Here is a 26,225-nt window from a genome sequence, read left to right as displayed (position 1 = left end):
GCCGTCGCGGGTGACGAGACGGGATCCGGCGGGCTGTCACGTGCGGCCCCTACAATCGCGCGATGTCCGGCCAACCCCGCCAACCCGCCCGATGCATATCATCCTGCTGCCGATCCTGCTGCTGGCCGCCTCGGCGGGTGCCGCTCCGCCGCCTTCCGGTCCTGCGCCGCCAGCGATGACGCCCGCCACCCGTCCGCTGCTCATCGCCCACCGCGGCGCCAGCGCGTTGTTGCCCGAACACACGCTGGCAGCGTATCGGCGGGCGATCGACGACGGCGCCGATGCGATCGAGCCCGACCTGGTGATGACCCGGGACGGCGTCCTGGTAGCCCGCCACGAGAACGAGATCGGCGGCACCACCGACGTCGCCACGCACCCGGATTTCGCCGCGCGCCGGACCCGCAGGCGGATCGACGGCGAATGGGTGGAAGGCTGGTTCACCGAAGACTTCACCCTCGCCGAACTGAAGACCCTGCGCGCCCGCGAGCGATTGCCCGGCTTGCGCTCGACCGCGCATGACGGCCACTACCCGGTCGCCACGCTCGAAGAGGTCATCGCACTTGCGGACGAGGCTTCCGCGCGGCTCGGCCGCGACATCGCGCTGGTGCCGGAAACCAAGCACCCGTCCCATTTCGCCTCGATCGGGCTGGCGATGGAGGACCGGCTGCTGGCGGTGCTCGACGCGCACGCCTACACGCGGCGCGCACCGGTGATCATCCAGTCGTTCGAGAGCGGCAACCTGCGCTACCTGCGCGAACGCATCGGCAGCCGGCCGAACATCCGGCTGCTGCAGCTCATGCTGCACGTCCCCGCCGGACCGGCCGGAAAAAAGCGTGGCGGCCACTACGCCGAGATGCAGACGCCGGCGGGACTGCGCGAGGTCGCCACCTATGCGGACATCATCGGCCCTTCCCTGCGCTCGCTCGGCGTGTCCGGGGAGCGCCCGCGCAGCACCCTGGTAGACGATGCCCATGCGGCCGGCCTGCGGGTGATGCCATGGACCTACCGCCCCGAGAACAGGTTCCTGCCCCCCGGCCATCGCGCCGGCGATCCCGGTGCGCGCAACGAGGCCGGTTCCATCCGCCAGATCCGCGAACACGTGGCCGCCGGCATCGATGGCCTGTTCGCCGATGACCCTGCCGTGGCCCGGCGCGCGATCGACCCGCCTTGAGCCGCGGCGGGTCGCCGGCGGTCCCGCGGGCCCCTCCCCGAGGCGGCGCCGGCCCGCTTGCCCTGTCCGGCCTCCGCCCCCGGTCACGTACACACCCTCTGATCCGGTCGACAGCCTGCCGGAGGCCCGGCCGGCGACGTTCGGGCGGAGGTTCCCCCGGCTGCAGGCATCCAGGGACGACCGGATGATCAAGGATTTTCGCACGCCCGACTGCCCCGACAGGTTCGATGCGGACCTGTGCATCGTCGGGGCCGGCCCGGCCGGCCTCACCATCGCCGCCGAGTTCGCCAACACCCGCTGGAAGGTCTGCGTTCTCGAGAGCGGCGGCCTGCGCAGCGAGCGCGCCAGCCAGGCCCTGAGCGAAGGCGAGTCGGTCGGCCCCTGCACGCTCGACCCCGGAATCAGCCGCCTGCGCGCCTTCGGCGGTGCCGCGCGGCTCTGGGGCGGTGGTTGCATCCCGCTCAGTTCGCTCGAGATGGTCGCGCGCGACTGGGTGCCCGACAGCGGCTGGCCGATCGGCTGGAACGAGCTGGCCCCGTACTATGCGCGCGCAAGCAAGGCCTGCCGGATCGAGCCGCACGGGATCGAGGATGGCAGCTTCGTACTGCCAGGCGCGGACGGGCGGGCGTCGCCATTCCGCAACCTGGACAACCGGACGTTCCGCATCAGTCCGGTGGACTACGGCAGTACGCACCTGGACCTGCTGCGTGGCGCGCCCAACCTGGAACTGCTGCTGCATGCCAACCTCATGCGGCTGGACGTGACCGAAGATGCATCGGCGGTTCGCGGCGCGGAGATCGGGAGCCTGGACGGTCGCCGCGGAATGGTCAGCGCGCGCTTCTTCGTGCTTGCCGCAGGCGGGCTGGAGAACGCGCGCCTGCTGCTGCTGTCCGACGGGGTCGCGCGCAACGGGCTCGGCAACGACCGCGACCTGGTGGGGCGCTATTTCATGGACCACCCGCGTTGCGGCCTGGGCACCCTGCACGGTGGCGAACTGGACCGGCTGGCCAGGGGCTACGCCCGGCCGGTGGACCATGCGCCTGCGCGGGCGCACCGCCAGCTGAGCCTCTCGGACCAGGCCCAGCGGACCCACCGGCTGCTCGCGGCCCGGGCATGGCCGTTCGCGGTGGAACGCCCGTCGCCGCAGGGCGTGCAGTCGCTGCGATCCCTGCGGGCCTCGTTGCGCAGGCCGGTCGATCCGGGCGACGAAAGCCCGCGGGTGGAACGCGCGTTGCTCGATGCACTGGCCCGGGATCTTCCCGCCCGGTTTCCCGTGCCCGCGCCACACCCGGGCCCGGGCCGGCTCGCGCTGAGCACCCTCAGGCATGGCGGCCAACTCCTGCACGCCGGGTGCCGCAGGTTGGCCAGGCGCCCGACGGTCGCTACCGACCGGATCGAAATGGTGGGCTACTTCGAACAGGCGCCCAGTCGCGACAGCCGGGTCGGCTTGTCCGACCAGCAAGACGCGCTGGGGCTGCGCAAGGTCAAGGTGGACTGGCGACTGGGCGAACTCGACAAGGCCAGTCTCCGGACGGCCGCCGACCTGATGGCGCGCGACGTGGCCACGCACTTCAGGTGCGAATTCGAACCGGCCGACTGGCTGCGCGACGCCGGCGCGACGCCGCCGGTGCACGGCACGGCGCACCACATGGGCACGACCCGGATGGCCGCGTCCCCCGCCAACGGCGTGGTCGACCCGCAGTGCCGGGTCCATGGCGTCGACAACCTCTACGTCGCGGGCAGTTCGGTGTTCCCGACCGGAGGCTGGAGCTTCCCGACCCTGACCGTGGTCGCCCTGGCGACGCGCCTGGCCGACGAGTTGCATGTCCGGATGGGGATGGTGACGACCCTGGTCACCTCCTGGCCGTCCGGCATGGCGTGAGCTTCGCCTGCCGGGCTCCCGGGCGTCGCCCGCGCCCGCGGGCACATGGTGCCGCCCGCTTGCGACGGACCACGCGCTACGCCACGGCGCGTCGTTCCTGCGCTGACGGGAACGTCTCTCCCCAGGCGCCCCGCCGCCGGTCGACCGCACGCCTTGCCCGTTCCCTTTGACCGCACCGGCCCCAGCCCCTAGAATTTGCGGCCCTTGCCGGAATAGCTCAGTTGGTAGAGCGGCGCATTCGTAATGCGTAGGTCGTAGGTTCGATTCCTATTTCCGGCACCAAGTCGTTCCGGCACCGAGATCGGTCGGGCGCGCGTGCTGCCCGGGCCGCACTCGCACGGGTGCCCAGGGCCTGCAAGCCGGATCGGCATCGCCTGCAGTGTCGATGTGCGCGACCACAACCGGTTTCGCGCGAACCCGCCCACGGGGCGGCGCACGGCATGACCGCGATGCTTGTCGGCTTCCGCCTGGGATCACGTCGATGCGTTCGCGTCGCGCCTTGCAGTCAACGGTAGACGGGGCTGATCGAGGCGTTCAGGTGCGCGGACTCCAGCAACGTGCGCAGGCGTGTCTCCACACCCTGCAGATCGGCCAGGTTCCGGGATGCATAGAGCGTGTAGACCGGCCGCCCCTCGCGATGCGACTCCTTGCGATCGACGCCGACATCGCTCGTCCCGCACGCGCGCATCCACAGTTCCGTCAACGCCGTCGGCCCGATGCTGCGGTCGCCGGACAGCGTGAACGTGAACAGCGCGATCTGGTAGTTCGCCATGCGGACTCCTTGGTGGAGTTTCGAGTATGCGCCCAAAGCCGGGGCCGCGGGCGGGCCCGTGCATTCACGGCAGCCGCAGGTCCGTTCGCGTAAGATGGCCATCGTTCAACGCTTTCTCGTGCGTCCCGTCCGACCGCCGTCGCCGTCGCTCGCTGCGCTTGTCTCCACGCGTTACCGCCCAAGCTGTGTGGCGACGCCGTTGCGGGAGCGCCCATGCCGGGTTACCAGATCCGCGAAACCAGGCACGCCATCGGCGGCCACGTGTACCGGCTGCGCGTCCTGAGCGACACGCAGCAATTCGCCGATCCCGACGGACACAGCGCGCGCATCGGAATCTCCTCCGCGCAATGGAGCCTGTTCGGGCAGGTCTGGCCGGCCAGCCGCCTGCTGGCGCAGGCCATGCAGCGCTTCGACATCGAAGGCAAGCGCATGCTGGAACTCGGCTGCGGCATCGGCCTGGCGAGCCTGGTGCTGCAGCAGCGAGGCGCCCACATCGTGGCGTCGGACGCGCATCCGCTCACCGAGGTCTTCCTCGCCTACAACGCCGCGCTCAACAGCCTGCCTGCCCTGCGCTACCGCGAGCTTCGCTGGGACACGCCGCTGCCGGCGCTCGGTCGCTTCGACGCGATCATCGCCAGCGACGTGCTGTACGAGCGCGGCCACGCCGAACTGCTCGCGGCCGTGGTCGAAAGGCACGCGTTGCCCGAGGCGGAGGTGGTGGTCACCGATCCCGGGCGCGGCAACAGCGCACGCTTCAGCAAGCTGCTCGAAAGCCAGGGATTCGAGGTGCGACAGGAGCACTGCCCGATGAACGACGGCGACGAGCCGCCGCACCGCGGTCGCCTGCTGCACTATCGCCGTGGAAACCGGCCGTAGTGGCTTCGACGATGGAGAACCAGGCTCCCCTGTGCGGGAGATGCGACGCGGTGTGTTGCCGCCTGACCGTGGTGCTGCAGCCCGAGGATCGCGTTCCCCTGCACATGACCACCACCCAGGACGGCCTGCACGTGATGGCCCGCGACGAGGAGGGCTGGTGCGTGGCGCTGGATTCGGCGCGCATGTGCTGCTCGTGTTATGAAACGCGTCCGGAAGTCTGCCGCCGGTTCGCCATGGCGGGGCCGTACTGCCTCGAAGTCCGCGCCGACTACAGCGAGCGCACCCGCCAAGGCATTCCGCTGCGGCTCTACTGACCGGAGACAACATGCCACGCAGTCCCAAAGCCAGGGCGCCGGGCACCGCGCCACCCCCGATCGCGCCGTCCAGGACGACGCACCTGTTCTCGCAGCGGGACAGCAAGAAGCGCCCCGCCCTCACCAGCGAGCGGATCGCCGACGACCTGGAGGCCTTCCATGAATCGGGCGGGCACATCGAGGTGCTGGGCACCACCCGCTCGTTGAAGAAGATCGATCCCGAGGCCGACGACGCCTCACCCCCGGCGGCGACTGCGCCCGCCAAACCCACCCGCTGAGACCCCAGGAGGAACCACTTGGCAAAGCCCAACTATTCGTTCGAGAAGCGCCAGCGCGAGCTGGCCAAGAAGAAGAAGCAGGACGCGAAGGACGCGCGCAAGCGCGAAGCGCGCGAAGCGGCATCCACGCCCGAGCCGCAGGATTCGCCCGCGCCCGAACCCGGAGCCACGGACGTTCCGCAGGCAGCGGACGCGACAGAGGCACCGGCCGGGCCGCGTATCCACCGGCGCCCGGCCTCCTAGCGGAACGGGCCGCGGAATCCCCGGGCGTTGGCACGCGTCCCGGCGGTCGTGCCATCAGACGCCTGCCCCCGGGCAGCGTCTTCCGCCGGGCCATCGGCTGGCCCGTCGCGCGGCAACAGGAGCGGCATTGCGGCGATCGCGACGATCGTCCGGACCCGTCCGGCGGCGCCGGTGGCGCACCGGTGCTCAGTCGAGCAACTGCAGCCGCAGTTCCTTGGGCAGCGCGAACACCATGCTTTCCGGTTCCCCGTGCAGTTCGCGCACGGGACCGGCACCGAGCTCGCGCAGGCGCGCCAGCACGCCCTGCACCAGCACGTCCGGCGCCGACGCGCCGGCGGTGACGCCGACATGGCGGCGGCCGACGATCCACTCCGGATCGATCTCCGCGGCGCCATCGATCAGGTAGGCCTCGACGCCGTCGCGCTCGGCCAGCTCGCGCAGGCGGTTGGAGTTGGAGCTGTTCGGCGAGCCCACCACCAGCACCAGGTCGCATTGCTGCGCGAGTTCGCGCACGGCGTCCTGGCGGTTCTGGGTGGCGTAGCAGATGTCGTCGTGCTTCGGCCCCTGGATCGCCGGGAAACGCGCGCGCAGCGCGGCGATGATGTCGCGGGTGTCGTCCACCGACAGCGTGGTCTGGGTGGTGTACGCCATGTTCATGGGCTGGCCCGGATCGAGCCAGGCCACGTCCTCGAGGTCCTCGACCAGGTAGATCCGGCCGGCACCGCGTTCGGCGCTCCACTGCCCCATCGTGCCCTCGACCTCGGGATGGCCAGCGTGGCCGATCAGCACCACGTCGCGGCCGGCGCGGCAGTGGCGCGCGACCTCGAAATGCACCTTGGTCACCAGTGGGCAGGTCGCGTCGAACACCTTGAGCCCGCGCTGCGCCGCCTCGTCCCGCACGGCCTTCGACACCCCGTGTGCGCTGAAGATCACGGTGTTGCCGTCCGGCACCTCGTCGAGCTCCTCGACGAAGATCGCGCCGCGCCGCTTCAGGTCTTCGACCACGAAGCGGTTGTGCACCACTTCGTGGCGCACGTAGATCGGCGCGCCCAGCGTCTCGATCGCGCGCTTGACGATCTCGATCGCGCGGTCGACGCCGGCGCAGAAGCCGCGGGGATTGGCCAGGACGATGTCCATGGCGCGCATTCTAGCGCTCCGGTCGCCAATGCCGCTGGAACGCGGCGTCGCGTCGCAAGCGGCGGGGTGTTCCGGTCGTTCGACCGGCCCGGGCGGCGACGTCAGCGGCGTCCCCGTCGGGCGCTGCCGTCTTCGCCGGCGATCGCGCGCAGCAGCGCGACCGCGAGCGCACCGAGCATCAGCACGGCGGTCCAGAACACCGGGCCCTGCTCGACCCCGATGGCGACGACGTAGCAGGCCAGGCTCGCGACGAGCGCCGCGACGGCGCCCAGGCGCAGTGCCCGCCGCCGGGTGGCGGCACCCGGCGACATCGCGACCGCCAGCAGCCACCAGGCGGCCAGGATCAGCACGGTTCCGATCGCGACCATCTCAGGCGCCTCCCGGGGTGGCCATGCCGCCGCCCGCCACGGGGGTCGCCTTCGCCGGCGACAATGCGCGGCGTGGGGTGCGCTGCGCCTGCCATGCCAGCGCGCCGAACGCGAGCGCGAAGCCGATCGCCACCAGGTCGACCGCCGCCAGCGCCCACTCGCCACGCGCGATCGTGGCGAACAGATGACTTTGCGGCGCGGTGGCGAAATTGGCCAGCGGAATCGCGGCCATCGCCAGCGCGGTCGCGGCGAACAGGTCGCGCCATCCACGCCCGGCCCGCTCGCGCACCGCCCCCCACGCCGCCACCGTGATCCAGGCGGCGCAGAAAGCCGTGACTTCCGCGCCCGCGCGGTCGGCGAGCGTCGCCGGCAGCACGCGGTTGGCCACCAGCATCGTCGCGCAGGCGAATGGCATGCCGGCGACCACGCCCACGTTCAGCGCGCGCACCAGGCCGTAGCCGCTGAGCACGCCGGCCGCGGCCACGCGCTGTTCGCGCTTGCGCACCCACACCTGCATCCCGGTGGCGAGCATCACGCAGCCCGCCAGCCCGAGCACGAAGTACAGCCAGCGCAGCGGCGCGCCGCCGAACTGGGCCATGTGCAGGCCGCCGAGGAAGGCGTAGGTGTCGTAGCCGGCGGTCGCCGGCGCCGACTGGTGCACGAACGCGCCGGTGGCGGCGTCGTAGTGCACCTGCTGCATGTCCCAGGCGACCCGGCGCGAATGCTCGGTGCCGAAGGAAATCAGGGCGCTGGCGTCGGCCGGATGGTGGATCGAGGCCCAGTCGACCGGCACGCCCATGCGCCGCTGCGCGTCGGCGACCAGGGCATCGACCGAATGCAGCGATTCGAGCGGCCTGCCGAGCTCGGGTCGCTCGTAGAAGCCGCCGGCCTCTTCGTAGAACTTCTCGACGTCGCCGCCGTACGCGGCCTGGGTGCCGCCGAAGATGTAGCTGGCGGCGAAGATCGCAACGCCGGTGTACGCGATCATCAGGTGGAACGGCAGGCCCAGCACGCCGGCCAGGTTGTGACCGTCGAGCCAGCCGCGCTGGCCGCCGCCGCGCCAGCGCAGCATGAAGAAGTCCCTGAAGATCTTCTTGTGGGTGATCACGCCCGCCACCAGCGCCACCATCATCAGCATCCCGGTGAAGCCGACCAGGTACATGCCCCACAGCCCGGCATGCAGGTCGTAATGCAGTTCGAAGAAGAACTGGCCCGGCCCGGAGGCCGCGATCTCTCCTCCGTCTCGCGGGTCGAGCAGCACGTGGCCTTCGCTGCCGTCGTCGTTGAACCAGAACGCCTCCATCCCGCGCTTGCGTTCGCCCGACACGTGCGCCCACCACACGTGCGCATCGGGCGCCTGCTCGCGCACGCGCGCGAACGCGGCGTCGAACCGGGTCGGCTGCGGGCCGGACAGATCGTGCAGCGACGGTCGTGCCCAGTCGTCGAGCTCGCGGTCGAAGCAGGCGATGGTGCCGCCGACGAAGATCACGAACAGCAGCCAGCCCGCGAGCAGGCCGGACCAGGTGTGGAGCCAGGCCATCGCCTGGCGCAGCGAGTTCTTCATCGGCATCCCCTCCGCGCGACCGGGTTCATGGACGCACCGCCTGTTCCGCGAGCGATGCCGCCAGGCCGAGCATGGCCAGCGCCAGCAACAGCGGGAACCCGACGGCGCGCTTCCAGTCGCGCGCGCCGAACGCGTACACCGCCGCCGCGCACCAGACCGGAAAGGCCAGCAGCGCACCGGCCACCACGCGGTCGGGCCGCGCGAATGGCAGCACCGAGGCCGACATCGCGGAGAACGCGTGGGCGAGGAAGTAGCCGCCGAACACGGCGGCCAGCGTGCGCAACAGCACCTCGCCGGCATGGCGCCAGCGGGTGGTCGGAGGTTTCGGGGATGCCTGGGTCGCGGCCTGGGTCGTCATGGTGTTTCCTGTGTCCGTGCGCAGCGATGCGCCCGCTGTTACGGGCCCGCCCCGGTCAGAACCGGTAGCCGATGGTCAGCGACGCACTGCGCGGCGTGGCGTAGTAGCCCTGCTCCCAGTACAGGCTGGCGATGTACTTCTCGTCGGTGAGGTTGTCGAGGTTCAGACTCGCTTCCCAGCCGTTGCCGGCCCGGTAGCCCGCCATCAGGCCGAGCACCGCATAGCTCTCCTGGCGGATCCCGATCGCCTCGCCGTCGGCCAGGAACGCCTCGCGATGGATGTCGTCCTGCCAGCGCAGCGATCCGCCGACCCGCAGGCCGGGCACCGCGGCGATCCGCGCGACCGCGGACGCGCGCAGCATCGATCGCGGCACGTAGCTGCGGGCGTCTTCGCCCGCAGCATCCTCGATGTCGAGCCGGGTCCATCCCGCCGACAGCGACCAGATCTGGCCAAGCTCGCCGGCGACCTCGAGCTCGATCCCCTCCGACTGCGCGTCCTGCCCTTCGTAGATCGAGCGCCCGGTGTCGGGATCGAATCCGATCGCCAGCGCGAGGTTGTCCTGGCGCACGCGGAACGCCGATGCCGATGCGTTCAGGCGTCCATCGAACCATTCGCCCTTGATGCCGGCTTCGACGTTGCGCCCCTCGATCGGATCCAGCGGCGAGCCGCTCTCGTCGAGCTCGGTCTGCTGGGCGAAGATGCCGCCGTAGGCCGCGTACAGCGAGTAGGCCTGCGCGAAGTCCCAGACCGCACCGACGAAGGGCGTGGTCTTCGAGGCATCGGTCGATTTCGGGGTGCCGTAGCCGACGCCGTCCATCCGCACCTTCGAATGGTTGGCCCCGGTGGTCAGCCGGAACGTGTCGGCCAGGTTCCAGCGCACGTTGGCGTAGACCGTGTCGCGGCGGAAGTCGAAGTCCGAGCCATCGGAGAACAGGTCGAACGCCGGCTTCGGATAGCTGCCGTCGAACTGCTCCAGCGGCGGCAACGCGGTGCCGATGTCGCCGCCGTACCACGACACTTCGCGCACGTTGCTGTCCGCCCAGCTGGCGCCGACGACGAGTTCGTGACTGCGTCCACCCAGTTGCATCGCGCCGGTGGCACGTACGTCGGCATGCAGGGCGCGTACCGTGTTGTTGTAGGCCGACGGGTAGGAGAACAGGCCCAGGCCGGTCTCGCGGTCGGGTACGCCGTAGACGTAGAAGATCTCCGCGTCCTCGACCTTCTCGTGGTGGTTGATCGCCGCGCGCAGGTTCCAGCCGTTGCCGAAGGCGTGCTCGAGTTCGACGAAGCTGCGCGTATCGCGCGTGTCCCAGTACGACCAGTCGGCGGCGGTGCTGGTGCCGGCGTCGTAGTCCGTCGGCGTGCCGTCGCTGTAGTAGAGCGGCAGCGCGCCCCACAGCGGACTGTCCGCGTTGTTGTCCTGGCGAGAAAGCCCCGCCGTCAGCAGGGTGTTCGCGGCCAGATCGGCCTCCAGCACGCCGTAGACGACAGACTTCTGCAGCGAATAACGGTCGAGGTAGCTGTCGCCGTCCTCGTACGCGCCGACCACGCGCCCGCGCACCGCGCCGCTGCCGAGCGGTCCGGACAGGTCGGCGTCGACGCGCTTGCGGTCCCAGCTGCCGAAGGTCGCGTGCGCCGCGCCTTCGAAGGCGTCGCCCGGGCGCTTGCGCACGAAATTGACCGTGGCCGACGGGTTGCCCGTACCCGACATCAGGCCGTTGGCGCCGCGCAGTACTTCGATGCGATCGAACATGGCGGTGTCGACGTCGCCGTTCTGGATGCCGTAGGGCAGCGGTACGCCGAGCCCGTCGAACTGGAAGTTGGTGATGTCGAAGCCGCGCGCGGTGTAGTAGGTGCGGCTGGTCTCGACCCGCTCGACGACGATGCCGGTGGTCGACTCGAGCGCATCGTTGAGGTTGTCCAGGCCGAAGTCGTCGAGCTGGTCGCGCGTGAGCACGCTGACCGACTGCGGGGTCTCGCGCGGGGTCAGCACCAGGCCGGTGCCGGCGCTGGACGCCGGCGCGACGTACCCGGCCTCGCGCGTGCCCTTCACTTCGAGCCGGTCAAGGGTGGTCGGATCGGCGAGCGCGACATCGGCGGACGCCGCGGCATCGGGCGCCGGACTGGTGTCGTTGGCGGCCAGGGCCGGCAGGGCGCCGGTGGCGAGCGCCAGGGCACAGGCCAGCGCCAGCCGGCGGGCCTTGGGCGCGCTGGCGCGCAGCCCTTCGTGGAACTGGGACATGCAGGTCGTTCTCGGTGGAGGTGGGGGCCGGCCGCATGCGCCGCCGGACCCCTATAGCGTAATGAGATTCATTAACGCCTGCAAATGCATCCGAGAACAGTCACTCCCCGCGAGGGCGACCCGAATCCTGCCGGGCGCCCAGCAACCCGAACAGCGCGATCCCGATCGCACCGCCCACCACCGCGCAGTCGGCGATGTTGAACGCGGGCCAGTAGTAGTCGTTCCAGTGCCACTGGATGAAGTCGACCACGTGGCCATGCACCTGGCGGTCGATGATGTTGCCCAGCGCACCGCCGATCACCAGCGCGAACGGCAGCGCCGTGCGCCAGTCGTGGCGCGGCGTCCGCGACAGCCAGAACGCCAGCAGTCCGCTGATGCCGACGCCGAGCACGGTGAAGAACCACTTCTGCCAGCCCCCCGCCCCGGCGAGGAAGCTGAAGGCCGCGCCGGTGTTGTAGGTGCGGTACCAGTTCCAGAAACCCTCGATCACCGGGATCGGCGTGTATTCGGGCAGGCTGGTGAGCACCCACCACTTGCTCAGCTGGTCGAGCGCGATGACGAGGGCGGAGACGGCCAGCCATGCCAGCGCATTGGGTCTTGGAAGGGTCATGTCTCGGTCCTGTGGGCGCATGCGCAGGCACGCGGGACGATCGCCGCGGCGGCAACGGGCCGCGGGCCTGGGCTGGCCTGGTGCGCTAGAACCACGTCCTGTCCTCGCCCGGGCCTTCGATGTTCGACACGCAGCGCCCGCACAGTTGCGGATGCGTCGCATGGCTGCCGACGTCGCCGCGATGCTGCCAGCAGCGCACGCACTTGGCCTTCCTGGTTCGCGTGGCGACGATGCGCGAGCCCTCGCCGTCGAACGGCAGCACGGTGACGTCGCCGCTGATCAGCAGGAAGCGCAGCTCGTCGACCAGCGGCGCGACGCGGATGTGGTCGGCGGTACCGGCATGCAGTTCGATCTCCGCCTCCAGCGCGGCGCCGATCTCGCCGCTGGCGCGCATCGGCTCGAGCACCTTGGACACCTGTTCGCGCAGCGCCAGCAGCCGGTCGAAATCGTGCGCGCCCAGCGGCGCCTCCGCCGGCAACGGCGCCAGGCCCTCGTACCAGGTCTCGAACAGCACGTTGGCCTTGCGATCGCCCGGCAGGTAGCCCCACAGCTCGTCTGCGGTGAAGCTCAGCACCGGCGCGATCCAGCGCACGAACGCCTCGCTGATCCGGTACATCGCGCTCTGCGCGCTGCGCCGACCGCGCGAATCCTCGCCCATGGTGTAGAGGCGGTCCTTGGTCACGTCGAGGTAGAGCGAACCCAGGTCGACGCTGCAGAAGTTCAGCAACGCCTGCACGATCTCGGCGAAGTCGTAGCGCCCGTAGGCCGCCTTGATCTTCTCCTGCACCTCCCAGGCGCGGTGCACGATCCAGCGGTCGAGCGCGACCATGTCGTCGAGCGGACGCAGGTCGCGCACCGGGTCGAAACCGTGCAGGTTGCCGAGCAGGAAGCGCGCGGTGTTGCGCAGGCGACGGTAGGCATCGGCGTTGCGCTTGAGGATCTCCTGCGACAACGACATCTCGTTGCTGTAGTCGGCGCTGGCGATCCACAGGCGCAGGATGTCCGCGCCCAGGGTCTTCATGATGTCCTGCGGCTCGATGCCGTTGCCGAGCGACTTGGACATCTTGCGGCCATGCTCGTCCACGGTGAAGCCATGGGTGAGGCACTGGCGGTAGGGCGCGGCCTTGTCGATGGCGATGCCGGTCAGCAGCGACGACTGGAACCAGCCGCGGTGCTGGTCCGAGCCTTCCAGGTACAGGTCGGCCGGCTTGCCGAGGCCGCGCTCGAGCAGCACGCCCTCGTGGGTCACGCCCGAATCGAACCAGACGTCGAGGATGTCGGTGATCCTGTCGTAATCGCCTGCTTCATCGCCCAGCAATTCACCCGCATCCAGCGTGTACCAGACGTCCACGCCTTCGCGTTCGACGCGGTCGGCCACCGCGCGCATCAGTTCGGTGCTGCTCGGATGCGGTTCGCCGGTTTCGCGGTGCACGAACAACGCGATCGGCACGCCCCAGGTACGCTGGCGCGAGATGGTCCAGTCCGGCCGGCCTTCCACCATGCCGGCGATGCGCGCCTTGCCCCATGCCGGATACCAGCGCACGGTCTCGATCGCGGCCAGCGCATCGGCACGCAGCTCGGCCTGGTCCATCGAGATGAACCACTGCGGCGTGGCCCGGAACGCGATCGGGGTCTTGTGGCGCCAGCAGTGCGGATAGCTGTGTTCGAACCGGCTGAAGGCGAGCAGCGTGCCGTCGCGCCGCAGCACCTCGACGATGGTGTCGTTCGCCTTCCAGATGTGCAGGCCCGCCAGTTCGGTGCCGTGCGCGGCCGGCGTCGACGGCAGGTAGACGCCGCGGCCATCGACCGGATTGAGCTGCGCCGCGGAGTACCGGTCGATCAGCCCGTACTGGCGCGCGACCGCATAGTCCTCCTGGCCATGCCCGGGCGCTGTGTGCACGGCGCCCGTGCCCTCCTCGGCCGACACGTGGTCGCCGAGCAGGATCGGAATGTCGCGCCCGTCGTAGAACGGATGCGCGAACAGCAGGCTTTCCAGCGCTTCTCCCTTCACGCGCCCCAGCACCACGGCGTCGTCCACGCCATAGCGCTGCAGCGCGCGTTCGGCCAGCGCGTCGGCCAGCACCAGCCAGCGGCGCTTGCCGTCGCGCGCCGGGCCTTCGACCAGCGCGTACTCCAGTTCGCCGCCCAGCGAGATCGCCAGCGAGGCCGGCAGCGTCCACGGGGTGGTGGTCCAGATCGGCACCGCCACCTCGACGTCCTCCGGCACCTCGACGCCGAACTTGCGCGCCACCGCCTGCGGACTGCGCGCGGCGTAGGCCACGTCGACCGCCGGCGAGACCTTGTCGGCGTACTCGATCTCGGCCTCGGCCAGCGCCGAGCCGCAGTCGAAGCACCAGTGCACCGGCTTCACGCCGCGCGTCAGGTGGCCGTTGTCGACGATCTTCGCCAGCGCGCGGATCTCGTTCGCCTCGAAGCGGAAATCGAGCGTCTTGTACGGATTGTCCCAGTCGCCCAGCACGCCCAGGCGCTTGAAGTCCTTGCGCTGCAGTTCGATCTGCGACTGCGCGTACTCGCGGCACTTCTGCCGGAATTCCACCGCATCGAGCTTCACCCCGACCTTGCCCCACTTCTTCTCGATCGCGATCTCGATCGGCAGGCCGTGGCAGTCCCAGCCCGGCACGTAGGGCGCGTCGAAGCCGGCGAGGTACTTCGACTTGACGATGATGTCCTTGAGGATCTTGTTGACCGCATGGCCGAGGTGGATCGCACCGTTGGCGTACGGCGGGCCGTCGTGCAGCACGAACAGCGGGCGGCCTTTCGCGTTCTCGCGCAATTGCGCGTACAGGCCTTCGTCCTCCCAGCGCTCGAGGATGCCCGGCTCGCGCCTGGGCAGGTCGCCGCGCATCGGGAATTCCGTCGCGGGCAGCAGGATCGTGGACTTGTAGCGCTGGCTGTCGTCGGTTTCGGTCACGCAGTGGCCCGCCGTGGGGTGTGCTGTTGCAGGAGGCGACGCGCCTGGGCGGCATCGCGGTGCATCTGCGCGACCAGGGTCGGCAGGTCCGGGAATTTCTCCTCGTCGCGCAGGCGCGCGACGAACTCGACTTCGATCCGGCGCCCGTAGACGTCCTCGTCGAAATCGAACAGGTGCGCCTCGAGCAGCGGCTCGACGCCACCCACCGTCGGACGCGTGCCGAAGCTCGACACCGACGGCCACGGCACCTCGGCCACGCCGTGCACGCGGGTAGCGTAGATCCCGCGCAGCGCCGGCACCTTGCCGCCGAAGCGCAGGTTGGCCGTGGGATAGCCGAGCGTGCGGCCCAGCTGGCGTCCGCGCACCACCCGGCCCGAGACGGCGTAGGGCTTGCCGAGCAGGCGCGCGGCGACGTCGAAATCGCCCGCCACCAGCGCCTGGCGGATGCGCGTGCTCGACACGCGCTCGCCCTCGTGCAGCAGCGGTTCGATCTCGCCGGCGACGAAGCCGTGGCGCGCACCCTCGCCCTGCAGCACATGGATGTCGCCCGCCCGCCGGTGACCGAAGCGGAACTCCGGCCCCACCCACACCTCGCGCGCCCGCAGCCTGTGCGCCAGCACGCGCTCGACGAACGCCTCGGGCGACATTGCCGCGAGACGGTCGCCGAAGCGCAGCAGGCCGACCACGTCGGCACCCAGATCGCGCAGCCCCTCGAACTTCGCCCGCGCCAGGCTCAATCGCGGCGGCGGATTGGCGGGCGCGAAGAACTCGCGCGGCAGCGGCTCGAAACTCAGCGCCACCGCCGCCACGCCGAGCGTGCGCGCACGGTCGACCGCATGCCGCACCAGCGCGCGATGGCCCAGGTGGAGGCCGTCGAAGGCGCCGATGCAGACCACACTGCCGTTGGGGCACAACGGCCCGCCGTCGACGTCGCGGAACAGCCTGCTCATGGATGCTCGGTTGGGTGTCCGGCGGCGCATGGGGCGGCCCGGACGCAAGATTGCGCGCGAAAAGTATAGCGGTGCGGCGCGCCGGCACGCCCGCGGCGGCGCGTTTCCATGTCCTCAGTGCCGCAGGTGGCGCGGACGGATGCCCTGTGCCCACAACGCGCCGGCATAGACCAGCGCCGCGGGGCCCACGACCAGCGCCAGCTTCCAGGCGCGTTCGGTCCAGTGCCACGCGCTCCAGTCGTCCCAGATCGCGAGCAGGGCCACCACCACCGCCACCATCGCCGCACTCGCCACCAGCAGTTGGCGCGCGAAGCGGCCCCAGCCCGGTTCGGTGCGGTAGACCCCCGCCCGCCGCAGGTACCACCACAGCTGCAGCGCATTGGTCCAGCCGGCGGCTGCCGTGGCGAGCGCCAGGCAGGCATGGGCGCCCGGCAGCGCCTTCAACGCCGCGCGCACCTGCCCGCCGCCCTGCGCCCAGGCTTCGCGCCCGGCTTCCGTGCACGCCAGCGCCAGCGCCAGGAACAGCACCGTGGCGACCACGTTCACGACCACCGCCAACACCCCCGCCTTGACCGGCGTGCGCGTGTCCTGGCGCGCGTAGAAGGCCGGGGCCAGCACCTTCACCAGCAGGAAGGCGGGCAGCGCGGTCGACAGCGCCACCACGGTCAGCCGCGCCATCTGCGTGTCGTGGGCGGTGAAGCGGCCATGCTGGAACAGGGTCGCCACCAGCGGCTCGGCGCACAGCATCAGCCCCAGGCAGGCCGGGACCGCGATCATCAGGCACAGCCGCAGGCCCCAGTCCAGCGCCTTCGAGTAGCCCTCGGGGTCGGCCGCGGCGTGGCGCCGCGACAGGTGCGGCAGGATCACCGCGCCGATGGCCACGCCGAACATGCCCAGCGGGAACTCGAGCAGGCGGTCGCCGAGGTACAGCCAGGTCACGCTGCCGCCGACCAGCATCGAGGCGACCACGGTGTTCAGCAGCAGGTTGAGCTGCGCGACCGACGAGCCGAACAGGGTCGGCACCATCAGCCGCATCACCCGCCGCACGCCCTCGTGCGCCGCACCCCAGCGCGGGCGCGGCAGCAGCCCCAGCCGCGCCAGCGACGGCAGGTGGAAGGCGAACTGCAGCACGCCGGCCGCCAGCACGCCCCACGCCAGCGCCATCACCGGCTGGTCCATCCGCGGCGCCAGCGCCAGCGCGGCGGTGATCATCGAGATGTTCAGCAGCACCGGCGACAGCGCCGGCACGGCGAACCGCTGGTAGCTGTTCAGCACTCCCCCGGCGAGCGAGGCCATGGAGATGAACAGCAGGTAGGGAAAGGTGATGCGCAGCATGTCCGAGGCGAGCCGCCCCTGCTCGCCGTCGGCGTCGAAGCCGGGGGCGAACACGCGCATCACCCAGGGCGCGGCCAGCACCGCGGCCGCGGTCAGCACCAGCAGCACCGCCAGCAGGGTGCCGGCGACGCGGTCGACCAGTTCCTTCACCGCCGCGTGGTCGCGGCGCTCCCGGTACTCGGACAGCACCGGGACGAAGGCCATCGCGAACGATCCCTCCGCGGAGAGCCGGCGCAGGAAGTTGGGGATGCGGAAGGCCACCAGGAAGGCGTCCATCGCCGGATTGGCGCCGAATACGGCGGCGTAGACCTGGTCGCGGACCAGCCCGGAGATCCGCGAGATGAAGGTCATGGCGCTGAACACCGCGGTCGAGCGCAGCAGCCCGGCGCGGCGCACCGGCACGGCCGCCCCTTGCCCGGGGGGGAGGGTCGGATCCGGCTCGCTCATCCGGAAATCCGCCGACCGGCCGCCTGGTTGACCCGATTGCCTGGAACCTCCATAATTTCCGGCTCCGTTTTCCCGAAGCCCGGCCGTCGCCGGTATTCGACGTTCAATTCCATACCAGATTCCAGGATCCCACCGTGGCCAACATCAAGTCCGCCAAGAAGCGCGCCAAGCAGACCGTCGTGCGCAACGCGCGCAACACGGCCCAGCGCTCGCAGCTGCGCACCGCCGTCAAGAAGGTGATCAAGGCGCTCGACGCCAACGACGCCGCCGGCGCCGAAGCCGCCTTCGCCGTCGCCCAGCCGCTGCTCGACCGGTTCAGCTCGCGCGGCCTGATCCACAAGAACAAGGCCTCGCGCCACAAGAGCCGCCTGACCGCCCGCATCAAGGCGCTCAAGGCCGCCTGATCCGCGCTTCAGAGCGGTCGCTTCGAAAAACCCGGCGAGAGCCGGGTTTTTTGTTGATTCCCCAGCCAGTCCCGATCCGGGGAACCACGAAAGGTCACCCCTGTCATTTCGACCGCAGGGAGAAATCTCTTTCCCCGGCGTCGGACAACAGAGTTCTCCCTGCGGTCGAAATGACAAAGGGAGTTTCCGCCGGCGCGCCGGATGCCGGGAGGCCGCCTTTACGGCGCCATCAACCCGCATCGGAAGAATCCGCCTCGCTCGGATCGCCCGGCCCGCCTGGCTGCACAGACTCCCTCGCTTCGCGCGCCTCGCGATCCATCTCGTCCAGGTGCGCCTGCACCTTCATCATCACCTCGCGCGTGCCGGTATGCGCCAGGCCGGAGACGATGAACCACGGCGCGGTCCAGCCGAGCGCGGACACGATCCGCTCGCCGAGTTCGCGCGCGTCGTCGGCCGGGATCAGGTCGGCCTTGTTGAGCAGCAGCCAGCGCGGCTTCTCGAGCAGGCCGGCGTCGAATTTCTCCAACTCGCGCTCGATGGTGCGGATCTGTTCGACCGCGTCACCGCCGTCGAGCGGCTCGATCTCCACCAGGTGCAGCAGCAGCCGTGTGCGCTGGATATGGCGCAGGAACAGCGCGCCCAGGCCGGCGCCGTCGGCCGCGCCCTCGATCAGCCCGGGGATGTCGGCGATCACGAAGCTGCGCGCCGGCTCCACGCTCACCACCCCCAGGTTGGGGTACAGCGTGGTGAACGGATAGTCGGCGACCTTCGGCGTGGCCGCCGAGACCGCGCGGATCAGGGTGCTCTTGCCGGCGTTGGGGAAACCCAGCAGGCCGACGTCGGCCAGCAGCTTCAACTCCAGCCGCAGGGTGCGCTCCTCGCCCGCCGTGCCCGGCGTCGACTGCCGCGGCGAGCGGTTGGTCGAGCTCTTGAAGTGCATGTTGCCGAGCCCGCCCTTGCCGCCGCGCGCCACCAGCAGGCGCTCGCCGTGGGCGGTGAGGTCGCCGATGACCTCGTCGGTGTCGACGTTGTGGACGACGGTACCGACGGGAACCGCGATCACCACGTCCTGCCCACCCTTGCCGTACATCTGCCGGCCCATGCCGTTCTCGCCACGCTGTGCGCGGAACTGCTTCTGGTGGCGGAAGTCGACGAGGGTGTTGAGGTTCTCGTCGGCTTCGAGCCACACGCTGCCGCCATCGCCGCCGTCGCCGCCGTCCGGTCCGCCCATCGGGATGAACTTCTCGCGGCGGAAGCCCACGCAGCCGTTGCCGCCGTTGCCGGCGGTGACGGTGATTTCAGCTTCGTCGACCAACTTCATGGGAATGGGGATTCGGGAATGGGGATTCGGAACAACTGGCGTCTGGAGAAGCAGGCGCGGCGCGGGGAACGGGGAACGGGGAACGGGGAACGGGGAACGGGAAGCCTAACGGGTTGTCATCCCGAGCGCAGCGAGGGATCCCGCTTCGCGGCGACCGGACACCGGATCCCTCGCTACGCTCGGGATGACACCTCCCAGGTCATCGCGATCAGCTCGACGTCGAAGGCCAGCTCGACGTCGAAGGCGAGCCCCTCGGGATCGCGGACATCCGCTTCCCACCCGCTTCCCATCCAATCCCAAACGAAAAAGCCCCGCACGCGGCGGGGCCTTCGCTCGGTGCGGCGCGAGGCTTACGCTTCGGCAACCACACTGACGGTGCGGCGCTTCTTCGGTCCCTTCACCGAGAACTCCACCTTGCCGTCGACCAGCGCGAACAGCGTGTGATCGCGGCCCAGACCCACGCCCGGACCCGGATGGAACTGGGTGCCGCGCTGGCGGACGATGATATTGCCGGCGTCGATCGCCTGGCCGCCGAAGATCTTGACGCCCAGGTATTTCGGGTTGGAGTCGCGGCCGTTGCGCGAGGAACCTACGCCCTTCTTGTGTGCCATGGCTGCTGCTCCTTATTTCTTGTCGCCACCGGCGATGCCGGTGATCTCGATTTCGGTGTAATGCTGGCGATGTCCCTGCCGCTTCATGTGGTGCTTGCGGCGGCGGAACTTGATGATGCGGACCTTGTCGGCGCGGCCGTGGGCCACGACCTTCGCGGTGACGCTGGCGCCCTTGAGCGCATCGCCGACCTTGATGCCGTCGCTGTCGCCCAGCATCAGCACGTTGTCGAACGTGATCTCGTTGCCGGCTTCGGCCTCGAGCTTCTCGACGCGGAGCGTTTCGCCCTGCGCCACGCGATATTGCTTACCGCCGGTGACCAGTACTGCGTACATGTGGAGCCTCTCGATATCGGTGTTGATTCTGTAGTTATTCTTGGTCCTGGCCGCCATCGAGGGCGGACAGAAGCGGAATTATAGGGGATTCAGCGACTTACCTGCAAGCCGGGTCCGCCCTGCCGCTCCGCGGCGACCTCCCACGGCGGCGGCGCGAACCTGTCCGCCAGGTAGTCGACGAACACGCGCACCCGCGGCGGCACCAGCCGGCGCTCGGGCATGACCGCGTGGATCCCCGACGCGGGCACAGGATGGTCGGGCAGCACGACCTGCAGCCGGCCTTCGCACAGGTCCTGGTGGACGTGCCACACGGAATGCAGCGCGATGCCCAGCCCCGCCACCGCCGCGTCCCGCAGGGCTTCGCCGTAGTTGCTCTCGAACCGGCCGGCCACCCTGACCTCGAGCGGCCGCCCGTCGGGGCCGGCCAGGGTCCAGCCGTGCTGGCGCCCGTCGCGGCCGGTCAGCAGCACGCAATCGTGCGCCGCCAGATCGGCCGGCACCCGCGGCACCCCGCGCCGCCGCAGGTAGTCCGGCGACGCGCACAGGACCCGGCGGTTGACCGCCAACTGCCTGGACACCAGCGTCGAATCGCGCAACGCGCCGATCCGGATCGCGAGGTCGAAACCGGAGCCGACCAGGTCGGTCACGCGGTCGTCGAGGTCCAGGCTGACCCGCAGGCGCGGATGTGCGGCAAGGAAGTCCGGCAGCAGCGGGGAGATGTACTGCCGGCCGAAGGAGGCCGACGCGGTGACCCGCAATGTCCCGGCGACCTCGCGTGCGGTTTCACGCAGCCCGGCGCCGAGCGACTCGATTTCCTCCACCAGCGCCCGACCCTGCGATGCCAGCGCGATGCCTTCCGGGGTCGGGTGCAGGCGCCGGGTCGTCCGGTGCAGCAGACGGACACCGAGGTCCTTCTCCAGCCGTTTCAGCCGCTGGCTGGCCACCGCCGCCGACAGATCCAGGCTGCGGGCCGCGGCCGTGATCGACCCGAGGTCGAGCACGCGCAGGAACAGGGCCACATCGCCGATCCGATCCATTATCAAACTTCAGTTGATAGTGATTTGATATTTTCACTGTTTTTTAAAGTTGGGGAAAGCACCACGCTTGCGGCCTGCCATCGATCGGTCCGCCCATGCCCGCTTCGCCTTCGCGCCCCCGCATGCCGCTGGCGCTCTACGCCCTGACCGCCGGCGCCTTCGGCATCGGCACCACGGAATTCGTAATCATGGGGCTGCTGATGCAGGTCTCGGCGGACCTGCAGGTGTCCATCGCCGCAGCCGGGATGCTGATCTCCGGCTATGCACTGGGTGTCTTCGTCGGCGCCCCCTTGCTGACCGCGGCCAGCGGCCGCCTGCCGCGCAAGGCGGTGCTGGTCGCGCTAATGGTGCTGTTCACGCTCGGCAACCTCGCCTGCGCGCTGGCCCCCGGGTACGAATGGCTGATGGTTGCGCGCGTCGCGACCGCGCTGGCGCACGGCACGTTCTTCGGTGTCGGCGCGGTGGTCGCCACCGGACTGGTCGGCGAGGACCGCAAGGCGTCGGCGATCTCGATCATGTTCACCGGCCTCACCGTCGCCACCCTGCTCGGCGTGCCCGCGGGCGCCTGGCTCGGACTGGAATACGGCTGGCGCGCGACGTTCTGGGCCGTGACCGCCATCGGCATCCTCGCCACCGTGGTGATCGCCACGCTGGTCCCCGCCGATCGCAGCGCGCCCACCCCGCTCGCCCTGCGTGAAGAGATCCGCATCATCGCCCGCCCACAGGTGCTGTTGGGCCTGTTGATGACGGTGCTCGGCTTCGGCGGCATGTTCACCGTCTACACCTACATCCAGCCGCTGCTGACCCAGGTGACCGGATTCGCCGACGCAGCCGTGTCGCCGATCCTGCTGGTGTTCGGTGTCGGCATGATCGTCGGCAACCTGCTCGGCGGTCGCCTTGCCGACAAGCGCCTCGCCGCTGCACTGCTGGGCACGCTGGCGGCGCTGTCGCTGGTCATGGGCCTGATGACGTTCGTCCTCCACAGCCAGGTGGGCATGGTGGTGTTCACCGGCCTGCTCGGCGCAACTGCATTCGCCACGGTCTCGCCGCTGCAACTCTGGGTGCTGCAGAAAGCCGACGGCGCGGCGAGCCTGGCTTCCAGCCTCAACATCGGGGCGTTCAACCTCGGCAACGCGTCGGGGGCATGGCTGGGCGGCGTGGTGATCTCGCAAGGCCTTGGCTTCACCGCGCTGCCCTGGGTCGCCGCGCTCGTGCCTGCATCCGCGTTCGCGGTGGCCTGGTTTGCGATCGGCGGCAAGCGCGAGCGCGCGAACCCACCCGTGTGCGCGAACGCGGCCTGATTCCCTTTCATCAAGGAGAGCTTCCATGGAATACCGCTTCCTCGGCGCATCGGGACTGAAAGTCTCGGCGCTCGGCTTCGGCGTCGGCACGTTCGGCGGCAAGGGCCCTCTGTTCTCGGCCTGGGGCGACACCGGTGTGGCCGAGGCGACCCGGCTGATCGACATCGCCCTCGACGCGGGCGTCAACTTCTTCGACACCGCCGATGTGTACTCGGACGGTGCGTCCGAATCGATCCTCGGCGCGGCGATCAAGGGTCGGCGCGACCAGGTCATCGTGTCGACCAAGACCTCGCTGCGGCTCGGCGACGGCCCGAACGACGCCGGCGCATCGCGCTCACGGCTGCTCAAGGCGATCGATGCGTCACTGGGGCGGCTCGGCACCGACTACATCGACCTGTTGCAACTGCATGCCTTCGACGCACATACGCCGGTCGAGGAAACCCTGTACACGCTCGACGGACTGGTGCGCGCCGGCAAGATCCGCTATCTCGGCGCGTCCAATTTTTCCGGCTGGCAGCTGATGAAGTCACTGGCGATCGCCGACCGGCGCGGCTATGCGCGCCACGTCGCGCACCAGGCCTATTATTCGCTGATCGGCCGCGACTACGAATGGGAACTGATGCCGCTGGGGCTCGACCAGGGCGTGGGCGCGGTGGTCTGGAGCCCGCTGGGCTGGGGACGGCTGACGGGGAAGATCCGGCGCGGACAACCGCTGCCCGAGGGCAGCCGCCTGCACGAGACCGCGGCGTTCGCGCCGCCGGTCGACGAGGAACGGCTGTACCGCGTCGTCGACGCACTCGATGCCGTCGCCGGGGAAACCGGCAGGAGCGTGCCGCAGGTGGCGCTGAACTGGCTGCTGCAGCGGCCCACGGTGGCGACCGTGCTGATCGGTGCGCGCAACGGGGAGCAGCTCGAACAGAACCTCGGCGCGGCCGGCTGGTCGCTGTCGCCGCAACAGATCGCCCTCCTGGATGCCGCCAGCCACGTCACGCCACCGTATCCCTACTATCCATACTGGAACGGCATGTTTTCCGAACTCGCCCCACCGCCAGTGGCCGCGCAAGGCGAGGCCACCTCCTGAACGCCATGCACGAGGGCCTTCCCGTGACACCCCGACCCCTTCGCTACGCAGCCTTCTCGCGCACGCCTGCCGGCGGCAACCCTGCCGGCGTCTGGCTTGGCGAGGCGCTGCCCGCCCCGGCCGACATGCAGCGCATCGCCGCGCAGGTCGGCGATTCCGAAACCGCCTTCGTCGCCGCCCCGGGTGCCGATGGCCGGCGGCCGGTGCGCTACTTCAGCCCGGAAGCCGAGGTCCCGTTCTGCGGCCATGCCACGATCGCCGCCGGCGTCGCGCTGGGCGAGCAGGACGGCGACGGTGGCCATGTGTTCGCGACCGCGGCGGGTGAGGTCGCGGTGACCGTTTCGACGCACGATGGCGCGCGCATGGCCACCCTGGTGTCCGTCGCCCCGCGCCACGAACCGGCGCCGCGCCCGCTGCTGCTCGAGGCGTTGGCCGCGATCGGCTGGCGCGAGGATGAACTCGACCCGGCGCTTCCCCCCGCGCGCGCCTACGCCGGCGCGTGGCACCTGGTCCTCGCGGCCAGGGACGCCGGGCGACTGGCTGCGCTGGACTACGACTTCGCGCGGCTCAAGGCCGCGATGCTGGCCGACGGCCTGACCACGCTGCAGCTGGTGTGGCGCGAGAGCGGGACGGTGTTCCACGCACGCAATCCGTTTCCCGTCGGCGGTGTGGTCGAGGACCCGGCGACCGGCGCCGCGGCCGCCGCGCTGGGAGGTTACCTGCGCGATGCCGGGCTGCTTTCCGCGCCCGCCCGCCTGACGGTGTATCAAGGCGAGGCGATGGGTCGACCCGGCCGCATCCAGGTCGACGTCCCGGCCGACGGAGGAATTGCCGTCTCCGGCCATGCCGTTGCCATCCCGGATGCATCACCGCCAGGAGAGTCCCCGTGAGCGCCATGAAAGCCGTCGCCCTGACCCGCTACCTGCCCGTCGACGATCCCGGGGCGCTGGTCGACGTCGAACTGGACCGGCCGGTCCCCGGTGCACGCGACCTGCTGGTCCGGGTGGAAGCCGTCTCGGTCAACCCCGTGGACACCAAGGTGCGCGCGCCGAAGCCCCAGGTCGAGTCCCAGCCGAAGGTGCTCGGCTACGACGCGGCCGGCGTGGTCGAGGCCGTCGGGCCGGATGTCGCCCTGTTCCGTCCCGGCGACGCGGTCTACTACGCCGGCGACATCACCCGCCCGGGCAGCAATGCGCAGTTCCAACTGGTCGACGAACGCATCGTCGCGCGCAAGCCTGCTTCGCTCGATTTCGCCGAAGCCGCGGCGCTGCCGTTGACGGCGATCACCGCCTGGGAACTGCTGTTCGAACGCATGCCCTACGCGATCGACGGAGGGGGCGCGGGCAGGTCGCTGCTGGTGATCGGCGGCGCGGGCGGCGTCGGTTCGATCGCGATCCAGCTGGCGAAGCTGGCGGGTTTCACCGTCATCGCCACCGCATCGCGCGACGCCACCATCGCCTGGTGCGGCGAACTCGGCGCCGACCACGTGATCGACCACCGGCATGCGCTCGCGCCGCAGCTGCAGGCACTCGGCTTCGCGCAGGTCGATGCCGCGCTCAATCTCGCCGACACCGACCGCTACTGGACGCAGCTGGGCGAGCTGCTCGCACCGCAGGGCCACGTCGGCCTGATCGTGGAACCCGCCGGCGCGCTGAAGATCGGCGACCCCTACAAGGCCAAGTGCATCGGCATCCACTGGGAAATGATGTTCGCGCGGCCGCGTTTCCGCACCGCCGACATGGACGAGCAGGGGCGCATCCTCGCGCGCGTGGCCGGGCTGGTCGACGCCGGCCGGCTGCGCGGCACGCTGCGCGAAACGCTGTCGCCGATCGACGCCGCCAACCTGCGCGAGGCCCATCGCCGGCTCGAGTCCGGTCGCAGCATCGGCAAACTGGCGCTGGCGGGCTGGTAGCGTGGCGGCACGCAACGCACGCGACGCTTCGCCCGGTTACCGGAACACTGTGGAGCGGGAACCGCGCCACCGCGCGCGCCGCATCCGGTCGACAATCGCGACATGACCCCACCACGCCTGCTGCCGCTGCGACTGTCCAAGCTGCTGGCCGGCCTGTTCCTCTACGGCATCGCCATCAGCCTGATGGTGCGCGCGGGCCTGGGCGTGGCGCCGTGGGATGTCCTGACGCAAGGCTCGGCGAACCTCACCGGCCTGTCCTTCGGCCTGCTGACCAATCTCATCGGCGTGGCGGTACTGCTGCTGTGGTGGCCGCTGCGGCAGAAGCCGGGCCTGGGCACGGTGCTCAACGTGTTGCTGATCGGGCCCAGCGCGCAGTTCGGGCTGTGGCTGCTGCCGGATTTCGCGCTCTGGTGGCAACAGGTGCTGGTGTTCGCCGCGGGCCTGTGGCTGCTGGCCGTGGCCACCGGGCTGTACATCGGCGCGCGCTTCGGTCCCGGTCCACGCGACGGCCTGATGACCGGCCTCCACGCACGCTTCGGCTGGCCGATCTGGATGGTGCGCACGGCGATCGAGGGTTCGGTGCTTCTGGCCGGCTGGTGGATGGGCGGCACCGTCGGCCTGGGCACGCTCGCCTTCGCCCTGCTGATCGGGCCGATGGTCGGCAGGACCCTGCCGTGGCTCGATACCCGGTTGCCGGCGGTCGCAGCCCAGCCCAGCCCGGCCTGACGGCCCGAGCGCAGCGACCG

The 26,225-nt window shown here is 70.2% G+C and carries 26 protein-coding genes and 1 tRNA gene; 13 read left to right on the top strand and 14 right to left on the bottom strand.

Annotated elements, in window-relative coordinates:
* Positions 1-91 precede the first annotated feature (91 nt).
* The 3 genes from FZO89_RS15010 (at position 92) to FZO89_RS15000 (ending at position 3,335) form a co-directional block, all read left to right on the top strand.
* Positions 92-1,171, top strand: a complete 1,080-nt coding sequence (locus FZO89_RS15010; protein ID WP_149104256.1) for a glycerophosphodiester phosphodiesterase family protein — start codon at positions 92-94, stop codon at positions 1,169-1,171.
* 184 nt (positions 1,172-1,355) lie between these two features.
* The gene (locus FZO89_RS15005; RefSeq protein WP_149104255.1) at positions 1,356-3,053 is read left to right on the top strand and encodes a GMC oxidoreductase; all 1,698 of its coding nucleotides are present in this window, start codon (positions 1,356-1,358) and stop codon (positions 3,051-3,053) included.
* Between the two features lie 206 nt (positions 3,054-3,259).
* Positions 3,260-3,335, top strand: a tRNA-Thr gene (locus FZO89_RS15000).
* A gap of 223 nt (positions 3,336-3,558) precedes the next feature.
* Here the strand turns inward: FZO89_RS15000 and FZO89_RS14995 are convergent.
* Positions 3,559-3,825, bottom strand: coding sequence for a hypothetical protein (locus FZO89_RS14995; protein WP_149104254.1), 267 nt, complete (start codon positions 3,823-3,825; stop codon positions 3,559-3,561).
* 213 nt (positions 3,826-4,038) lie between these two features.
* Here FZO89_RS14995 and FZO89_RS14990 point away from each other — a divergent pair, with 213 nt between their 5' ends.
* The 4 genes from FZO89_RS14990 to FZO89_RS14975 are packed head-to-tail and all read left to right on the top strand — an operon-like array spanning position 4,039 to position 5,536.
* The gene (locus FZO89_RS14990) at positions 4,039-4,701 is read left to right on the top strand and encodes a class I SAM-dependent methyltransferase (protein WP_149104253.1); all 663 of its coding nucleotides are present in this window, start codon (positions 4,039-4,041) and stop codon (positions 4,699-4,701) included.
* An 11-nt stretch (positions 4,702-4,712) separates the two neighbouring features.
* Positions 4,713-5,015 (top strand): YkgJ family cysteine cluster protein, encoded by a 303-nt coding sequence (locus tag FZO89_RS14985; RefSeq protein ID WP_149104633.1) that lies wholly within the window; start codon positions 4,713-4,715, stop codon positions 5,013-5,015.
* An 11-nt stretch (positions 5,016-5,026) separates the two neighbouring features.
* The gene (locus FZO89_RS14980) at positions 5,027-5,293 is read left to right on the top strand and encodes a hypothetical protein (RefSeq protein WP_262378729.1); all 267 of its coding nucleotides are present in this window, start codon (positions 5,027-5,029) and stop codon (positions 5,291-5,293) included.
* 18 nt (positions 5,294-5,311) lie between these two features.
* Entirely contained in the window at positions 5,312-5,536 is a 225-nt protein-coding gene (locus tag FZO89_RS14975; RefSeq protein ID WP_149104252.1) for a hypothetical protein, read from the top strand.
* A gap of 186 nt (positions 5,537-5,722) precedes the next feature.
* Here the strand turns inward: FZO89_RS14975 and ispH are convergent, their stop codons facing one another.
* From ispH to murJ, 9 genes are all read right to left on the bottom strand, one after another.
* Positions 5,723-6,673, bottom strand: a complete 951-nt coding sequence (gene ispH, locus FZO89_RS14970) for a 4-hydroxy-3-methylbut-2-enyl diphosphate reductase (protein ID WP_149104251.1) — start codon at positions 6,671-6,673, stop codon at positions 5,723-5,725.
* Between the two features lie 101 nt (positions 6,674-6,774).
* On the bottom strand, positions 6,775-7,041 hold the full coding sequence (locus FZO89_RS14965) for a hypothetical protein (RefSeq protein WP_149104250.1): 267 nt from the start codon (positions 7,039-7,041) through the stop codon (positions 6,775-6,777).
* A 1-nt stretch (position 7,042) separates the two neighbouring features.
* A complete protein-coding gene (locus FZO89_RS14960; RefSeq protein ID WP_187471208.1) occupies positions 7,043-8,605 on the bottom strand; it encodes a PepSY-associated TM helix domain-containing protein in 1,563 nt (520 codons plus the stop codon).
* A gap of 25 nt (positions 8,606-8,630) precedes the next feature.
* Positions 8,631-8,963 (bottom strand): DUF3649 domain-containing protein, encoded by a 333-nt coding sequence (locus FZO89_RS14955; protein WP_222928158.1) that lies wholly within the window; start codon positions 8,961-8,963, stop codon positions 8,631-8,633.
* Positions 8,964-9,018: 55 nt separating this feature from the next.
* On the bottom strand, positions 9,019-11,205 hold the full coding sequence (locus FZO89_RS14950; protein ID WP_149104248.1) for a TonB-dependent siderophore receptor: 2,187 nt from the start codon (positions 11,203-11,205) through the stop codon (positions 9,019-9,021).
* A gap of 100 nt (positions 11,206-11,305) precedes the next feature.
* Positions 11,306-11,815, bottom strand: a complete 510-nt coding sequence (gene lspA / locus FZO89_RS14945; RefSeq protein ID WP_149104247.1) for a signal peptidase II — start codon at positions 11,813-11,815, stop codon at positions 11,306-11,308.
* A gap of 85 nt (positions 11,816-11,900) precedes the next feature.
* The gene (ileS, locus tag FZO89_RS14940; RefSeq protein WP_222928167.1) at positions 11,901-14,681 is read right to left on the bottom strand and encodes an isoleucine--tRNA ligase; all 2,781 of its coding nucleotides are present in this window, start codon (positions 14,679-14,681) and stop codon (positions 11,901-11,903) included.
* A gap of 62 nt (positions 14,682-14,743) precedes the next feature.
* Positions 14,744-15,697 carry a bifunctional riboflavin kinase/FAD synthetase gene (locus FZO89_RS14935; RefSeq protein WP_149104245.1) on the bottom strand — a complete coding sequence of 318 codons (954 nt, stop codon included), beginning with the start codon at positions 15,695-15,697 and terminating at the stop codon, positions 14,744-14,746.
* Between the two features lie 114 nt (positions 15,698-15,811).
* The gene (gene murJ, locus FZO89_RS14930; protein WP_149104630.1) at positions 15,812-17,428 is read right to left on the bottom strand and encodes a murein biosynthesis integral membrane protein MurJ; all 1,617 of its coding nucleotides are present in this window, start codon (positions 17,426-17,428) and stop codon (positions 15,812-15,814) included.
* 185 nt (positions 17,429-17,613) lie between these two features.
* Here murJ and rpsT point away from each other — a divergent pair, with 185 nt between their 5' ends.
* Entirely contained in the window at positions 17,614-17,883 is a 270-nt protein-coding gene (gene rpsT / locus FZO89_RS14925; protein ID WP_149104244.1) for a 30S ribosomal protein S20, read from the top strand.
* Positions 17,884-18,112: 229 nt separating this feature from the next.
* Here the strand turns inward: rpsT and cgtA are convergent, their stop codons facing one another.
* The 4 genes from cgtA to FZO89_RS14905 all read right to left on the bottom strand — a co-directional run bounded on the left by cgtA (position 18,113) and on the right by FZO89_RS14905 (position 21,185).
* Complete coding sequence (cgtA, locus tag FZO89_RS14920) at positions 18,113-19,204, bottom strand: Obg family GTPase CgtA (RefSeq protein ID WP_149104243.1); 1,092 nt, start codon at positions 19,202-19,204, stop codon at positions 18,113-18,115.
* A gap of 350 nt (positions 19,205-19,554) precedes the next feature.
* Complete coding sequence (rpmA, locus tag FZO89_RS14915; RefSeq protein ID WP_149104242.1) at positions 19,555-19,815, bottom strand: 50S ribosomal protein L27; 261 nt, start codon at positions 19,813-19,815, stop codon at positions 19,555-19,557.
* 12 nt (positions 19,816-19,827) lie between these two features.
* Positions 19,828-20,148 (bottom strand): 50S ribosomal protein L21, encoded by a 321-nt coding sequence (gene rplU / locus FZO89_RS14910; protein ID WP_149104241.1) that lies wholly within the window; start codon positions 20,146-20,148, stop codon positions 19,828-19,830.
* Positions 20,149-20,237: 89 nt separating this feature from the next.
* The gene (locus FZO89_RS14905; RefSeq protein ID WP_149104240.1) at positions 20,238-21,185 is read right to left on the bottom strand and encodes a LysR family transcriptional regulator; all 948 of its coding nucleotides are present in this window, start codon (positions 21,183-21,185) and stop codon (positions 20,238-20,240) included.
* A 95-nt stretch (positions 21,186-21,280) separates the two neighbouring features.
* On the opposite strand from FZO89_RS14905, the gene FZO89_RS14900 reads away from it, so the two are divergent.
* The 5 genes from FZO89_RS14900 (at position 21,281) to yczE (ending at position 26,205) form a co-directional block, all read left to right on the top strand.
* Positions 21,281-22,486, top strand: a complete 1,206-nt coding sequence (locus tag FZO89_RS14900) for an MFS transporter (RefSeq protein WP_149104239.1) — start codon at positions 21,281-21,283, stop codon at positions 22,484-22,486.
* 25 nt (positions 22,487-22,511) lie between these two features.
* Positions 22,512-23,567 carry an aldo/keto reductase gene (locus tag FZO89_RS14895; RefSeq protein ID WP_149104238.1) on the top strand — a complete coding sequence of 352 codons (1,056 nt, stop codon included), beginning with the start codon at positions 22,512-22,514 and terminating at the stop codon, positions 23,565-23,567.
* A 23-nt stretch (positions 23,568-23,590) separates the two neighbouring features.
* Positions 23,591-24,457: a PhzF family phenazine biosynthesis protein gene (locus FZO89_RS14890; protein ID WP_222928157.1), complete on the top strand. Its 867-nt coding sequence runs from the start codon at positions 23,591-23,593 to the stop codon at positions 24,455-24,457.
* Between the two features lie 5 nt (positions 24,458-24,462).
* Positions 24,463-25,479 carry a zinc-binding alcohol dehydrogenase family protein gene (locus tag FZO89_RS14885; RefSeq protein WP_149104629.1) on the top strand — a complete coding sequence of 339 codons (1,017 nt, stop codon included), beginning with the start codon at positions 24,463-24,465 and terminating at the stop codon, positions 25,477-25,479.
* A gap of 102 nt (positions 25,480-25,581) precedes the next feature.
* Positions 25,582-26,205: a membrane protein YczE gene (gene yczE, locus FZO89_RS14880; protein WP_149104236.1), complete on the top strand. Its 624-nt coding sequence runs from the start codon at positions 25,582-25,584 to the stop codon at positions 26,203-26,205.
* Positions 26,206-26,225: the final 20 nt, after the last annotated feature.

Origin of the sequence: Luteimonas viscosa, from assembly GCF_008244685.1 — a bacterium.
Classification (GTDB): Bacteria; Pseudomonadota; Gammaproteobacteria; order Xanthomonadales; family Xanthomonadaceae; genus Luteimonas; species Luteimonas viscosa.
This window is presented reverse-complemented; position numbering and strand designations above follow the sequence as displayed.

Excerpts from the sequence above, each read along its gene's own strand:
- ispH (WP_149104251.1), bottom strand. The coding sequence starts at position 6,673 with ATGGACATCGTCCTGGCCAATCCCCGCGGCTTCTGCGCCGGCGTCGAC.
- FZO89_RS14900 (WP_149104239.1), top strand. The coding sequence starts at position 21,281 with ATGCCCGCTTCGCCTTCGCGCCCCCGCATGCCGCTGGCGCTCTACGCC.
- FZO89_RS14895 (WP_149104238.1), top strand. The coding sequence starts at position 22,512 with ATGGAATACCGCTTCCTCGGCGCATCGGGACTGAAAGTCTCGGCGCTC.
- FZO89_RS14985 (WP_149104633.1), top strand. The coding sequence starts at position 4,713 with ATGGAGAACCAGGCTCCCCTGTGCGGGAGATGCGACGCGGTGTGTTGC.
- cgtA (WP_149104243.1), bottom strand. The coding sequence starts at position 19,204 with ATGAAGTTGGTCGACGAAGCTGAAATCACCGTCACCGCCGGCAACGGC.
- FZO89_RS14960 (WP_187471208.1), bottom strand. The coding sequence starts at position 8,605 with ATGAAGAACTCGCTGCGCCAGGCGATGGCCTGGCTCCACACCTGGTCC.
- FZO89_RS15010 (WP_149104256.1), top strand. The coding sequence starts at position 92 with ATGCATATCATCCTGCTGCCGATCCTGCTGCTGGCCGCCTCGGCGGGT.
- FZO89_RS14955 (WP_222928158.1), bottom strand. The coding sequence starts at position 8,963 with ATGACGACCCAGGCCGCGACCCAGGCATCCCCGAAACCTCCGACCACC.
- FZO89_RS14950 (WP_149104248.1), bottom strand. The coding sequence starts at position 11,205 with ATGTCCCAGTTCCACGAAGGGCTGCGCGCCAGCGCGCCCAAGGCCCGC.
- FZO89_RS15005 (WP_149104255.1), top strand. The coding sequence starts at position 1,356 with ATGATCAAGGATTTTCGCACGCCCGACTGCCCCGACAGGTTCGATGCG.
- FZO89_RS14990 (WP_149104253.1), top strand. The coding sequence starts at position 4,039 with ATGCCGGGTTACCAGATCCGCGAAACCAGGCACGCCATCGGCGGCCAC.
- FZO89_RS14935 (WP_149104245.1), bottom strand. The coding sequence starts at position 15,697 with ATGAGCAGGCTGTTCCGCGACGTCGACGGCGGGCCGTTGTGCCCCAAC.
- FZO89_RS14885 (WP_149104629.1), top strand. The coding sequence starts at position 24,463 with ATGAAAGCCGTCGCCCTGACCCGCTACCTGCCCGTCGACGATCCCGGG.
- FZO89_RS14965 (WP_149104250.1), bottom strand. The coding sequence starts at position 7,041 with ATGGTCGCGATCGGAACCGTGCTGATCCTGGCCGCCTGGTGGCTGCTG.
- rpmA (WP_149104242.1), bottom strand. The coding sequence starts at position 19,815 with ATGGCACACAAGAAGGGCGTAGGTTCCTCGCGCAACGGCCGCGACTCC.
- FZO89_RS14995 (WP_149104254.1), bottom strand. The coding sequence starts at position 3,825 with ATGGCGAACTACCAGATCGCGCTGTTCACGTTCACGCTGTCCGGCGAC.
- FZO89_RS14980 (WP_262378729.1), top strand. The coding sequence starts at position 5,027 with ATGCCACGCAGTCCCAAAGCCAGGGCGCCGGGCACCGCGCCACCCCCG.
- ileS (WP_222928167.1), bottom strand. The coding sequence starts at position 14,681 with ATGCGCGGCGACCTGCCCAGGCGCGAGCCGGGCATCCTCGAGCGCTGG.
- rplU (WP_149104241.1), bottom strand. The coding sequence starts at position 20,148 with ATGTACGCAGTACTGGTCACCGGCGGTAAGCAATATCGCGTGGCGCAG.
- yczE (WP_149104236.1), top strand. The coding sequence starts at position 25,582 with ATGACCCCACCACGCCTGCTGCCGCTGCGACTGTCCAAGCTGCTGGCC.
- lspA (WP_149104247.1), bottom strand. The coding sequence starts at position 11,815 with ATGACCCTTCCAAGACCCAATGCGCTGGCATGGCTGGCCGTCTCCGCC.
- FZO89_RS14905 (WP_149104240.1), bottom strand. The coding sequence starts at position 21,185 with ATGGATCGGATCGGCGATGTGGCCCTGTTCCTGCGCGTGCTCGACCTC.